The organism is Prevotellamassilia timonensis, assembly GCF_900106785.1.
GTDB classification, from domain to species: Bacteria; Bacteroidota; Bacteroidia; order Bacteroidales; family Bacteroidaceae; genus Alloprevotella; species Alloprevotella timonensis.
In genome coordinates, this window is the sequence record NZ_LT629839.1 from 44,142 (window position 1) to 58,466 (window position 14,325).

Genomic DNA, 14,325 nt, shown 5'->3' on the forward strand with positions numbered 1-14,325 from the left:
ACACTTTTCGTGCGTAACAAGTTGATATACAATGGTTCCGAGAGTGTAAGATAATTTCAAAGCATCATACACACCCCTGCATACATCTTACACATCACACCCCGCAGCCATGCAGCCGATTGGGACGTATGCGGCGGGGTTTACACCATAGGGACGTAGAGAAATCTGTTGGAGCAACAGACTTTTCTGTTCCCCTATGCCATGATATCGCCCTCCCGTGCTTGTGCTGTGTGGCAGTATGTGCGGTGTGTAGGTTGCGTGTAGGTGGATTTGGTAGTATCCTACACCGAGTAAAGTGTTGATAGTCAACAAGTTGCAGCGTGTTAGTGTAAGATGTAAGATACTCGGCAAGTAAAGCTTTTGTAGTATGGTAAAGGTTCCGCTACCACTAAACACAAGCACAAAACGCTACTATAATCTGCACATCTTCGTATCTGCACACCGGCACATTCGCGAGCGAAAGCGCACGACACATTTTTCCTGTCATTTCTTCTGTTTTCTGTTACTTTGCAGTACCTTTGCTCACCAATAAATAACAACATTGCACAATGAAGATACTGCATACAGCCGACTGGCACCTGGGCAACACCTTTCACGCCCACAGCCGGCTCAATGAACACAAGCATTTCCTCAGATGGCTGCTCGGTGTGCTCAAGGAGCGACAGCCCGACGCACTACTCATTACGGGCGACGTGTTCGACTCGCCAAACCCCTCTGCCGCGGCCGAGGAACTGCTCTACGACTTCTTGCTGCGTGCCACACTCACCGTGCCGGGCCTGCAGGTGGTGATGACCGCTGGCAACCACGACTCAGCCGGACGCCTCGAGGCCCCCGCACCACTGCTCAAAACACACAACATATACGTGCGCGGCACCATGCACTACACCCCGCAGGGCGAGCCCGACTTCGACTATTACCTGCTTCCCCTTGCCGAGCGCGCCACGGGCCAGGCTGCCTGTGTGTGCATGGCTGTGCCCTATCTGCGCAGTGCCGACTACCCCATGGGCATGACTCCCGAGCAAGGGCTGCGTTATGTGTTTGGCGAGCTGCACAAGCACCTGCGCCAGTCAGAGTTCAAGGGTCTGCCCATTGTAGTGGGCGCCCACTTCTATGCCGCCGGCGCCGAGGTGTGTCAGAGCGGCCACTCAGAGCGCCTTGTGGTGGGCGGACAAGATTGTGTCAACGCCGACGTGGTGGGCAGCAATGTGAGCTACACCGCCTTAGGGCACATACATAAGGCGCAACCCGTGGGCAAGAGCGGCAAGGCATGGTATGCAGGCAGCGCCTTGCCCATGTCGTTTGCCGAGACAGGCTACAGCCATGGTGTGCAGTGGGTAGAGATTGACCACCAGGGCGAGGCCGTGGTAGAGCGCATAAAGTATGAACCGCTGCGCCGCCTTATCACCATACCGGCCAAAGCACGCGCCGTGAGTGCTGCCGAGGCCATGGAGCAAATAGCCGCACTGCCCAAGCGCGCCAAGGGCGACATGGGCGAGGCGTGGCCCTACCTTGAGTTGCACATCGAGGAAAAGCAGCCCGAACCATCACTCATGCACGACGTGATGGAGGCCCTGGCCGACCGTGCCGTGCACTTTTGCCGCATACAGCGCGTGATGCCCGCCACCGCCGCTGCCAAGGCCGACAAGCAAGATGCCCCCTCGGCCGACGCCCTCACCACCATGCAGCCGCTCGACCTGGCCCGCCGCTACTTCGAGTCGCGCTACAACGAGCCTATGCCCGACCCCCTGGTGACGCGTTTTGAACAAGCCTGCCACGAGGGCGCACCACAGGCATAGTCTCATGGGGCCATAGCCCCACCTTTTTATACCACCGAACTTTACTAAACTCTCACACTTGTGAAGATAGACAAGATAACTCTCTGCAATCTGACGTCGATTGAGGGAGAACAAACCATCGATTTTACCGAAGAACCCCTGCGCTCGGCCGGCCTCTTTGCCATAACAGGCGATGTAGGCTCGGGCAAGAGCACCATACTCGACGCCATCTGTCTGGCACTTTACAACCGTGCACCCCGTTTCGACAACGTGGAGCGCATACCGGCCGACGACCTCAAGCTCGTCACCGACAAGGCACAGCAGGTGCAGGCCACCAACACGGCCAGCATATTGCGCCGCGGACAAAAGCAGGGCTGGGTGAGCGTGACCTTCACCACCACCAAGGGCCACACCTACGAGGCCACGTGGAGCGTGCGTGTAAAGCGCAGCGGCACCATAGCCTCGCCCGAACGCCAGCTCACACAGCTCGCCCCCGAACATCAGGTGGTGGACAAGGCACAGCTGCAAGCCTGCATCGACGAGGTCGTAGGGCTAACCTACGAGCAGTTTACACGCACCGTGATACTGGCACAGAACTCCTTTGCCAACTTCCTGCGTGCCAAACAGGCCGACAAGGCAGCCCTGCTCGAAAAGTTGACTGGCACAGAGGTGTACAGCGCCGTGAGTGAGCGCATATTCCGTCTGGCACAACAGGCCGAGGCCAATGTGGCCGCCCTGCAGAGCGAGATGCAAGGCTTGCTCCACACTCGCCTCGACGCCCACCTGCTGGCCGAGCAGCAAGAGCGCGCCCGTCTGCTCGAGGCACAACACCAAAATGCCGCCGACGAGGCGCAGCGCACCGAACGGCAGCTGGAGTGGATAGCCCGTTTCGACCAAGCGTCGGCACATGTGGCCCAGTGCGAGGAGGCTTATGACACAGCCACCAAAGCCTGTGTCAAGGCACGTGCCGACGAAATGCGCCTGCAGCGCTACGATGCCGTGCTCGACATGCAGCCACTCTACCAGGCCATCAAGATGCGCCGTGCCGACGTAGAGCACATCAAGGCCGACGAGGCTGCCAATGCACAGGCGCTCAACGAGGCCCGTCAGCAACTCGACAAACTGAGCCAGCAGCTCGATGTGGCGTGCGAGCGCACTGCCGATGCCGAAAAGCGGCTCGACGAGCGCCGCCCCGCCATCAACCGCGGCTATGCCCTGACGGGCGAGATAAAGGTGGCCAACGAGCAACTCAAGCGCTTGGACGAGCAACTTGTGGCTGCCACCCAAACCTATGGCAAGCGCCAGGCCACCCTGCAGACCAAGCAAGAGGAGCAGGCCAAGGTGGCCGACACCATCAAGCGCCACCAGCTGCACAAGCAGTCGCTCGAGGCACACCGCCAGATGTTCGACAAGTTCGACCTTATCATGAACAAGCTCCCCACACTCGGCGATGAAACACGCCGCAATGTAGAGAGCCACAACAAGCAGACCGAGTTGCGCAAGCGCCAGACCGAGCTGCGCGCACAAGGCGAAAAGGCAGAGCAAGAGCAGCACAACAAGCAGGCACGCCTCAATGCCCTGAAGAGCGAACTGCTCATTCACCGCCAAACCAACCAGGGACACGACTCGGCCAAACTGCAAAAGACTGCGGCCGACAACCGCAGCCGCCTTACCGCACTCGAGCGTGCCGCCATGCTGTGGCAGCACATCAGCGATGGGTATGCCCGCATCTCTGAAAAGACGGCCACCCAGCGCCGCGAAGAGACCGAGCTGGCACAAAAGCAAACTACCGCCGCCCGCATGGAGGTGGAGGTAAAGGTGGCCGAGGAGGCTTTCTCGCGCATAGCCACCACCTACACCCTGAGCCAGTCGCAAAACATTGTGCAGCTGCGCAAACAGCTCAAGGAGGGTACCGCCTGCCCCGTGTGCGGTGCCACACACCACCCCTACCACACCGAGACCGAGCGCGAGCTGGGCGAACTGCTCAGCAGCATGGCCAAGGAGTATGCCGACCTGCAGCAAGACCTCCTGCTCAAGCGTGAGCGCCTGGCCGCCATGCGCGAGGAGATAGCCGCCGATTCCGCACGCATCGAGGCCGACGGCCGTGCGCTCGACGACCTCAAGCGCCGCCAGCAGGCCGATGTAGAGGAGTGGCAGCAGTGCGCCTACCTCGACAACTCATTTGCCGACTGCTCGGCCACCGTCAACCGCGACGCACGCCGCATGATGATACAGCTGCTCATCGACAACACCACGCGCGCTGCCGACGAGGCCGACAAGGAACTGGAGGCTTACAACTTCCATCAAGGCCACATCAACCGTTTGAACGAGGAGATTGACGTGCTCAAAGCCGAGATGGAGACGAACCAAACCTATCTCGACAATGTGCGCACGGCCGCCCGCATAGCCTCCGCATCGGCCGAGGAGCTGCAGCAAGTCATCAACGAGTCAGATCGCGCCTGCTCCGAACTGTACACCGACCTCGACGAGATGATAACCCTCTCGGGCTGGTTTGCAGAGTGGAAGAACAATTCCGACGGGCTGCGTCTGCGCTTGACCAACCTGCATGCCGACTGGAACAACACGTGCAAGATGCTCGACGAGGCTGAGCGCCAGCAAACGTTGCTGCATGAGGAGATAAAGAATGCTGAGGCCAATGTGGCCGAAGAGCAGCGCCATGTGGCGGCATGCCGCGAGAGCCGCGATGCCACACGCGAGGCGCTGGGCGAAAAGGACGAGGAGCTGCGCCGCCTCATGCCCGACACCACGCCCCAAAAGGTGGCCGAGGCGCTCGAGGCCGAAATAGCTGCCACACGTGCCGCCGAGGGCCGCGTGCGCAAGGCTTGCGAGGAGGTGAAAGGCACCTTGCGCCAGCTCGAGGGACACCGCGACAATTTGCTGAAGACGCGCCTCGACAGCCAGGCCGAGCAGCAAAAGCAGCAGCAGGAGCTCGACCTCATGATACTGCGCTTTAACGGCACGCACTCGCCGGTGCAGTTTGCCGAACTCGACAGCATATTCACCGACACCACCGACTGGAAAGCCCTGCGCCAGCAGCTCAGCACCTTGAGCAATGCCCGCCTTGTGGCCGACAACAACCTGCAACAGGCCCGCAAAGCCTTGCAAGCTCTGCAAGGCGATGCCGCCCGTCCGGCCACCGTGCCCCTTGTCTCTGCCGCCGATGAGGCTGAGGCAGAGCAGCCCGCCGATGGCAGCCGTGCCTACTATGCCGCTTTGCAGCACACGCTCGAGCAGACACTCGATGACGCCCGCAAGCGCTTGGCCGACCTTGCCGCCCAACTCTCTGAGGTGAACGCCCGCCTGTTGGCGCACCGCGACAGCAGCGAGCGTGCCGAGGCCATGCAGCAGCGTCTTGATGCCGCCCAGACCGATGCACGCGAGTGGGCAAGGCTCAACGCCATGTTTGGCTCGGCCGATGGCAAAAAGTTCCGCACCATGGCCCAAAGCTACACCTTTGGCTACCTTGTGGCCCATGCCAACCGCCACCTGCAGCAACTCTCGCCCCGCTATGAGTTGCGCAACATACCCGGCACCCTCACGCTCGAGATAATCGACCACGACATGTTCGACGAGCACCGCTATGTCACCTCCCTCTCGGGTGGCGAAACCTTTGTGGTGTCGTTAGCCCTTGCCTTGGGACTTGCCTCGTTGTCGGGCTCGGGCCTGGTGATAGGTTCGCTCTTCATCGACGAGGGTTTTGGCAATCTCGACCGCGAGTCGCTCGACCTTGTGATGCTTGCGCTCTCCAACCTCGAGAACACCCAGGGCCGCAAGGTGGGCGTGATAAGCCACACCGAGCAGATACGTTCGCAAATACAGCCACAGGTTGTGTTGTGCCGTCGGCCGGGGGGCAGTAGTTACATGATAGACGTCCGCTGACGCGGCATGTGCTAATATGTCAATATGCTAATGGGCTGACGCCGTAGCGTGGCTTGGCAGCCGCTAACGCGGTAAACAAAAGAACATAAGGACATAAGAACAAAAGGGCTGACGCCGTAGTATTACTAAGTAGTAACGCTACGGCGTCAGCCCTTTTGTTTCTTATAGTCTGGAACGCAGTTCCCAGACTCCAAATTATGTCTCTTATGTAGCTTATGTTCTTATGTTATCGCGGTAAGCGCTTCAAAAGTCCGCCCCTCGGCGTCAGCCCTTATGTCCTTATGCTCTTATGTCCTTATGTTTACCGCGTTAGCGGCTGCCAAGTCACGCCTCGGCGTCAGCCCATAAGCAAGCATAAGCACATTGACATATTGCCACATTAGCCTCGGCATCAGCCCACCTGGCTACCGGCCACCACCTTGCGGTCAACCGTCACCACCGAGAGCGAGTCGTCAAAGTTGACGGCCGACAAAATCATGCCTTGGCTCTCGATACCATTGATAGTGCGTGGAGCCAAGTTAGCCACAAAGCAAACCTGCTTGCCCACCAAGTCCTCAGGCTGGTAGTACTGCGCAATACCGCTTACGATAGTGCGGTTCTCGGCACCGTCGGCAATCTCAAACTTCAGCAGCTTCTTGCTCTTCTTCACCTTCTCGCACGAAAGCACAGTGCCCACGCGCACATCAAGCTTTTCAAACTGCTCGAAGGGGATATTCTCCTTCACCGGTGCAGCCTTAAAGTTAGCCGCCTCGTTAGCCTTCTTGGTGTCGAGCAACTTCTGCACCTGAGCTTCCACCACGCTGTCCTCAATCTTTTCAAACAGCAAGGCCGGTTCGCCAAGCACGTGTCCCTCGGGCAGCAAGTCAGTAGCCCCCAGGCGGTCCCATTGCGCCTCGTCGATGTGCAACATCTGACGCAGTTTCTCGCTCGAGAAGGGCAAGAACGGTTCAAAAGCAATAGCCAGGTTAGCCACAAGCTGCAATGACAGGTTAAGCACCGTCTTCACACGCTCGGGGTCAGTCTTGATCACCTTCCAAGGCTCAGAGTCAGCCAGATACTTGTTGCCGATGCGGGCCAGGTTCATAGCCTCCTTCTGCGCGTCGCGGAAGCGGAAACCCTCAATCAGGCGCTCCACCTCAGCCTTCACGTCCTTAAATTCCTCAATAGTCTGGCGGTCGTAGTCAGTCAGTTCGCCGGCAGCCGGCACCACCCCGTTGTAGTACTTCTTGGTAAGTTGCAGCGCACGGTTCACAAAGTTGCCGTACACAGCCACCAGCTCGTTGTTGTTGCGAGCCTGAAAGTCCTTCCACGTAAAGTTGTTATCCTTCGTTTCGGGTGCATTTGCTGTAAGCACATAGCGCAGCACGTCCTGTTTGCCGGGCAAGTCCTTCAGGTACTCATCGAGCCATACCGCCCAGTTGCGTGAGGTCGAAATTTTGTCGTCCTCAAGATTGAGGAACTCGTTGGCAGGCACATTGTCGGGCAGAATGTATGAGCCTTCAGCCTTCAGCATGGCCGGGAACACGATGCAGTGGAACACGATGTTGTCCTTGCCAATAAAGTGGATAAGGCGTGTGTCGTCGCTCTTCCACCACTTCTCCCAGTCGTTGGGCAGCAGTTCCTTGGTGTTGCTGATGTAGCCAATAGGCGCGTCGAACCACACATAGAGCACTTTGCCCTCAGCCCCCTCAACCGGCACCGGAATGCCCCATTCAAGGTCGCGGCTCACGGCGCGCGGTTTCAGTCCCATGTCAAACCAACTCTTACACTGTCCCATCACATTGCTGCGCCACTCTTTGTGCTGCTCCGTAATCCACGGCTCGAGCCACTTTTGGTGCTTGTCGAGCGGCAAGTACCAGTGCTTGGTTTTGCGCAGCACCGGTTTCGACCCGCTCACGGTAGAGCGCGGGTTAATCAGTTCGGTAGGCGAGAGCGCCGTGCCACACTTTTCGCATTGGTCGCCATAAGCCCCCTCAGCGTGGCAGTGCGGACATTCGCCCGTAATGTATCGGTCGGCCAGGAAGGTGTGCGCTTCCTCGTCGTAGTACTGTTCGCTCTCCTGCTCCACAAACTCTCCCTTGTCGTAGAGCTTGCGGAAAAAGTCCGAAGCCGTCTTTTTGTGCACCTCCGAGGTGGTGCGTCCGAACACGTCGAACGAGATGCCAAAGCCCTCAAACGACTCGCGTATAATCTTGTTGTAGCGGTCAACCACCTCTTGCGGTGTGCAGCCCTCCTTGCGGGCGCGTATGGTGACGGGCACGCCATGCTCGTCGCTACCGCAGACAAACAGCACGTCACGTTTCTTCAGGCGCAAGTAGCGCACATAAATGTCGGCAGGCACATACACCCCGGCCAGGTGGCCGATGTGCACACCGCCATTAGCGTATGGCAAGGCGGCGGTAACCAGCGTACGGTTAAATTTCTTTTCCATTATATCTTGTTATATTATATATGCGTGTAAAACTTTGTGCAAAATTACTGCAAAGTGAGAGATATGCAAAATAAGTGGGCTGTAAAGTCCACTTATTTTCATATCCGAGCTGCCGCGTAATTTATTCAAAATAACTGCAAAGTGAGAGATATGCAAAATAAGTGGGCCTTTATCTGCTTACAAAACAGACTTTTTAGCGAGACCCTTTTGGGGAATTTTTAAGTTGCTTGAAACGCGCTGCAAAAAACGCAAGCACTAATGGGGGCGACGCGTCCCGCGTCGGGAAAATGCCATGTCCTTGCCCCAAATAAAGGCTCTCAGACAGTACTAATACACTTCTGTCTGTGAGCTTTTGCCTTGATGCCCGACGCGGGACGCGTCGCCATTAGAGGTAGCGTTGGGCGCTTTGAACGCCCTGACTGTAAGGGCACAGGTGCGGGCAAAACGGCTGTCCTTTAACAAAAAGAGGGTAAAAGCCCTGTCTTTCAAAAAAATCGCGTATATTTGCACGTTCAAAGGCGTGCCGTTAGGAGTAATTGTGCCCGGGCGCGACTTGACGGACTGGAAAAACAATAAATAAAAATAATAATTACACAATCACACACTAATGCAAAACAAAGGATTTGTTAAAGTAATTGCAGTGCTGCTATCCTTGATTTGCCTCATGTACCTCAGCTTCTCGTACCCCACTCACAAGTACGAGGCCAAAGCCGAGCAAATGACGGCACAGGGCAAGGACGGCGCCGCCTACCTTGACTCCATGCGTAACGAGACCGTATGGCTCGGCAAGACACTCAAGGACTGCGAGGCATTGCAAATCGGCCTGGGTCTCGACCTCAAGGGCGGTATGAACGTAGTGCTTGAGGTGAGCGTGCCCGACGTGGTGAAGAACCTCGCCGGCGAGAGCGCCAACGACCCCAAGTTTAAGGAAGCCTACAGCAAGGCAGTGGCTCAGGCCAAGAAGGGCGATATCGACTTTGTCGACGCCTTCGTGAGCGCCTACCAGCAGCTTAACGGCACGAACAAGCTTGGCGGCATATTCGCCTCAAAGCTTGGCGAGAAGAACATCTCGTACAACTCGAGCGACGCCGACGTGAAGAAGGTGCTCAACGAGGAGGTGAATGCAGCCGTTGAAAACTCCAACAAGGTGGTACGCTCGCGTATCGACCGTTTTGGTGTGGCACAGCCCAACATTCAAATCCTGCGCGGCAAGGGCCAGATAGGCCAGATTATGGTAGAAATGCCGGGTATCAAGGAACCCGAGCGTGTGCGCAAGCTCCTTCAGGGTAGCGCCAACCTCGAGTTCTGGGAGACTTACACCCTTGGCGAGACCATGTCGTCGCTCACAGCCCTCGACAAGCGTCTGGCCGGTGCCGATGCCAAGGACTCTGCCGCTGCCGACAGCACAAAAGCCAAGGCTGCCAAAGCCAAGAGCGGTGCCGAACAGCACCCCCTCTTTAGCAAGCTCATCATGATACAGGGCATGCAGCCCACCAACTGCGTGGTAGGTTATGCCATTGCCAAGGATACAGCCGCCATCAACGCCATGGTCAACAGCGAGGCCGCCAAGAGCATTCTGCCTGCCGACCTCAAACTGGCTTGGGGTGTGAAGAACGCCAGCGGCATGAAGGCCAATGTGTTTGAGCTTTATGCCTTGCGTGCCAACAACGGCCAGCCCTCAATGCAGGGCGACGTGATAGCCGACGCCAAGGACGAGTTTGACCAGAACCACCGCCCCATTGTGAGCATGACCATGACCACAAGCGGTGCACGCGACTGGGCCACACTCACCAAGAAGAACCTCAAGAAGTGCGTGGCCATCGTGCTCGACGGCTACGTGTACAGCGCCCCTGTGGTGCAGAACGAGATAACCGGTGGCAACTCACAGATTTCGGGTAACTTCACTACCGACGATACCCGCGACCTTGCCAACGTGCTCAAGAGCGGTAAGATGCCCGCCCCCACCAAGATTGTACAGGAGGAGACAGTAGGCCCGAGCCTCGGTGCCGCCTCTATCCAGGCAGGTTTCACCGCTTGTGTGGTAGCCTTTGTGCTCTTGATGGTGTTCATGTGCTGCTTCTACGGCATTATTCCGGGTATGGTGGCCAATGTGGCATTGATTCTCAACTTCTTCTTCACCTTCGGTATCCTCACCTCGTTCCAGGCTGCCCTCACCATGAGTGGTATTGCCGGTATGGTGCTCTCGCTCGGTATGGCGGTTGATGCCAACGTGCTTATTTACGAGCGTACCAAGGAGGAACTCAAGGCCGGCAAGGGCATCAAGACAGCCTTGGCCGAGGGTTATGGCAATGCCTTCTCAGCCATCTTCGACTCCAACCTTACCTCAATCATTACAGCCGTAATTCTTTACAACTTCGGTACAGGTCCTATCCGTGGTTTTGCCATGACACTGGGCATCGGTATTGTATGTTCGTTCTTTACCGCCGTATGGGTGAGCCGTATTGTGTTTGAGCACTTCCTCAACAAGGACAAGTGGCTTGGTCTTACCTTCACCACTGGCATGTCGAAGAATTTCCTGAGCAACGCCAACGTCAACTTTATGAAGATGGGCCGCCGCTCAATCTACGTGTTCATCATTGGTGCCGTTATCGCTATCGGCTTCCTGGCCACCCGTGGTTTGTCGAGCGGTATCGACTTTACCGGTGGTCGCAACTACGTGATAGAGTTTGAGCAGAAGGGTGTAACCCCCGAACAGGTGCAGAAGGCTGTGGCAGCCAAGGTTAATGCCAAGGATCCCAACGCCAGCGTGAGTGCCATTGCCATTACTACTACGAGCAATGCTGCTGTGCGTTTGTCAACCAACTACCGCATCGACGACGACAACGAGAGCATCGACCAGGATGTTGAGCACTTCATCTACGACGCTCTGCACGAGGCCAAGCTCATCAAGGCCGACTACAATACGTTTATCGACCGCGACAACCACACTGGTGGTTCAATCATCTCGGCCCAGAAGGTAGGTCCTACCGTGGCCAACGACATGGTGCGCGGTGCCATTACAGCCGTGTTGCTCTCATTGGCCGCCATCTTTGTTTACATATTGATACGTTTCCGCAACGTGGCCTTCTCGGTAGGTTCGGTTGTGGCCCTTGTGTTCGACACACTGCTTGTGGTGGGTGTCTACTCAATTTGCTGGGGCTGGATAGGCTTCTCTCTCGAAGTTGACCAAACCTTTATCGGTGCCATTCTTACGGTGATAGGTTATTCTATCAACGATAAGGTGGTGGTGTTCGACCGTATGCGTGAAAATCTTCAGTTGCACCCGCGCATGAAGTACTTCGACTTGTTTAACATGTCGTTGAACAGCACGCTTACTCGTACGGTGATGACTTCGGCCACTACCTTCCTCGTGTTGTTGTGCATCTTTATTTTGGGTGGCGACAGCATTCGCTCATTCGCCTTTGCCATGATACTGGGTGTCATCTTCGGCACACTTTCATCTATTTTCCTTGCAGCGCCCATCGCTTACCGTACGCTGAGCCGCAAGCAGAAGGGTGAGGAGGAGAAGATTTGCTAATATGACAATTTGATAATGGGCTGACGCCGTGGTGTTACAGGTAGTAACGCTACGGCGTCAGTTTTGTTTGCGTATTAGTCCATTGTCCTCGGCGTCAGCCCTTATGTTCTTATGTCCTTATATCCTTATGTTTACCGCGTTAGCGGCTGCCAAGCCACGCTACGGCGTCAGTTTTATTTGCGTATTGCATCGCTCGCTTTGGCCGCTGCGCGGAAAACATAAGGATATAAGAACAGAAGGACATAAGGCCGCTGCGCGGCTGACGGCCACGGACTATCGTCCGGGTGGCCTCAAGAGACATAAGGGCTGACGCCGTAGCGTGGCTCGGCAGCCGCTAACGCGGTAAACATAAGAACATAAGGACATAAGAACATAAGGCCGTTTCGCGGCTGAAGACCACGGACTAACGTCCGCGTGGCCTCAAGAACATAAGGGCTGACGCCGTAGTATTACTAAATAGTAGCACTACGGCGTCAGCCCTTATGTCCTTATGTTCTTATGTTCTTCTGTTTACCGCGTTAGCGGCTGCCAGGCAGCGCTACGGCGTCAGCCCATTGGCATACTGGTGCGTCCTCCCACCATGCGGTCGAGGCCGAAGGCGTCCTGCCGCAGTTGCACGTGTTGCAGCCCCAGTGCGGTAAACAGGCGGGCCGTGCCAGGGCCGTAGGCACTGTTGATTTCAACCAGCAGATGGCCGCCTGGCGAGAGGCTGGCCTTGGCATGATGGCACAAGGCACGGTAAAAGCGCAAGGGGTCGGCGTCGGGTACAAACAAGGCCGTGTGAGGCTCGTGCTGGGTGACATGGGCCTCCATGCTGGACTGCTCACACTCGCAAATGTAGGGCGGATTGCTTACAATGATGTCGTAACACGTGGCCGCATCGGGCGGTGCCAGTATGTCGCGCTGCTCAAAGTGCACGTCGGCACCAAGTGTGCGCGTATTGTCACGTGCCACATTGAGCGCCTCGGGCGATATGTCCCAGGCCGTGACATCGGCATCGGGCAGCGCCAGTTTGAGGCTCACCGCTATGCAGCCCGAACCCGTGCCGGCATCGAGCAGTCGCAAGGGCCGTCCCTCGGGGCGCGGCATCAGTCTTGCCACATCGGTGGCCCATGCCACAAGTTCCTCGGTTTCGGGACGCGGAATGAGCACAGCGGGCGACACGGCGAATGTGTGGCCGCAAAATGAGGCCTTGCCCAGCACATACTGCACGGGCACACCCTTGGTCAAAAGTTGGCACATATTGTTGAGGCGTGCGCGCTCATCTTCAGAAAATTGCCTAACTTTGTCGGCATAAATATCGGTACGGCTCACGCCGAATGCGTCCTCGTAGAGCATGAAGGCAATGGCGCGTGCCTCGCCTTCGCCGTAGAGTGGGGCAAGGCTTTGGCGCAGGGCTGTAAACTGGGTATCCATCAGTGTATATATTATAAGGTATATTATGCAAGTTAACGAACGATATATGCGCCGCTGCATAGAGCTGGCGCGCTACGGCCAGATGCACGCTGCACCCAACCCCATGGTGGGTGCTGTTATTGTGCATGGCGACCGCATCATAGGCGAGGGCTACCATGCCGTGTGTGGCAAGGGTCATGCCGAGGTGAATGCCATAGCCAGTGTGCGTGCTGCCGACCGTGCGCTGCTGTGCGACAGCACGATGTATGTGAGCTTGGAGCCTTGTGCCCATTATGGCAAGACGCCGCCTTGTGCCCGCTTGATAGTGAAGACGGGCATTCCGCGTGTGGTGGTGGGGTGTGTCGACCCCTTTGCCAAGGTGCAGGGCCGCGGCATTGCCATACTGCGTGAGGCTGGCGTTGAGGTGGAGGTGGGTGTGCTCGATGCTGAATGTCGTGCACTGAACCGTCGCTTTATAACGGCTCAGACCAAGCGCCGCCCTTACATTACGCTCAAATGGGCGCGTTCGGCCGATGGTTTTATCGACCGCTGGCGCGACGAGGCTGAGGGCGAGGCTGCGGCGCGCTTGTCGTCGGAGGCGTCGCTCATGCGTGTGCACCAGTTGCGTGCCATGCACCAGGCCATATTGGTGGGGCATAACACGCTGCGCATGGACCGTCCGCAGCTTAATGTGCGCCATTGGGCGGGCAACCAGCCGCGCAGGGTGGTGCTGGGTCGTGTGGCCGAGGGCGAACTGCCTGCGGGGTGGCTGGCTTATGCCGACATCGATACTGCGCTGGCCGAATTGTACCGCACTGAGGGGGTACAGTCGCTGTTGGTTGAGGGCGGGCAGCAGACGCTGCAGAGCTTTATTGACCAGGGACTGTGGGACGAGGCTTATGTTGAGCTTTCGCCCGTGGTGCTTGGCAGCGGTGTGCCCGAACCGCGTATGCCGGTGGGCGTGACGCTCAATGAGGAACACTACTTCGGTGCCACTGTGTGGCATTATACTGAGTAGGGGAGGCTGAGGGAGTTTTGAGTTTTGAGGTTAGGTGAGTTCTGAGTTTTGAGGTTATAAGGTTATAAAGTAACCTTTGTGAGCAGGTAGCCTAACTCTAATGGGGGCGACGCGTCCCGCGTCGGTAGTTAAGGCAAAGCCCCCCCACAGTATTCGCGTGTGATTTGTGCTGCCTGTGAACATCTATTTGGTGTATGAACATAGCGCATTTTCCCGACGCGGGACGCGTCGCCCCCATTAGAGGTAGGGGGCCTGCTCACAAAGGTTA

At 57.0% G+C, this 14,325-nt stretch carries 6 protein-coding genes; 4 read left to right on the top strand and 2 right to left on the bottom strand.

The window, feature by feature from the left end:
• Positions 1–548: 548 nt before the first annotated feature.
• Positions 549–1,796 carry an exonuclease SbcCD subunit D gene (locus tag BQ5453_RS01010; protein WP_071121767.1) on the top strand — a complete coding sequence of 416 codons (1,248 nt, stop codon included), beginning with the start codon at positions 549–551 and terminating at the stop codon, positions 1,794–1,796.
• 60 nt (positions 1,797–1,856) lie between these two features.
• Positions 1,857–5,675, top strand: coding sequence for an AAA family ATPase (locus tag BQ5453_RS01015; RefSeq protein ID WP_071121768.1), 3,819 nt, complete (start codon positions 1,857–1,859; stop codon positions 5,673–5,675).
• Between the two features lie 391 nt (positions 5,676–6,066).
• Here BQ5453_RS01015 and metG read toward each other — a convergent pair whose 3' ends face one another.
• Positions 6,067–8,106, bottom strand: a complete 2,040-nt coding sequence (gene metG, locus BQ5453_RS01020; protein WP_071121769.1) for a methionine--tRNA ligase — start codon at positions 8,104–8,106, stop codon at positions 6,067–6,069.
• A 607-nt stretch (positions 8,107–8,713) separates the two neighbouring features.
• On the opposite strand from metG, the gene secDF reads away from it, so the two are divergent.
• A complete protein-coding gene (gene secDF, locus BQ5453_RS01025) occupies positions 8,714–11,644 on the top strand; it encodes a protein translocase subunit SecDF (protein ID WP_071121770.1) in 2,931 nt (976 codons plus the stop codon).
• A gap of 546 nt (positions 11,645–12,190) precedes the next feature.
• Here the strand turns inward: secDF and prmC are convergent.
• Positions 12,191–13,060 (bottom strand): peptide chain release factor N(5)-glutamine methyltransferase, encoded by an 870-nt coding sequence (gene prmC / locus BQ5453_RS01030; RefSeq protein WP_071121771.1) that lies wholly within the window; start codon positions 13,058–13,060, stop codon positions 12,191–12,193.
• A gap of 25 nt (positions 13,061–13,085) precedes the next feature.
• Between prmC and ribD the strand changes: the two genes are divergently transcribed.
• The gene (gene ribD / locus BQ5453_RS01035) at positions 13,086–14,057 is read left to right on the top strand and encodes a bifunctional diaminohydroxyphosphoribosylaminopyrimidine deaminase/5-amino-6-(5-phosphoribosylamino)uracil reductase RibD (protein WP_071121772.1); all 972 of its coding nucleotides are present in this window, start codon (positions 13,086–13,088) and stop codon (positions 14,055–14,057) included.
• The last annotated feature ends 268 nt before the right edge of the window (positions 14,058–14,325 follow it).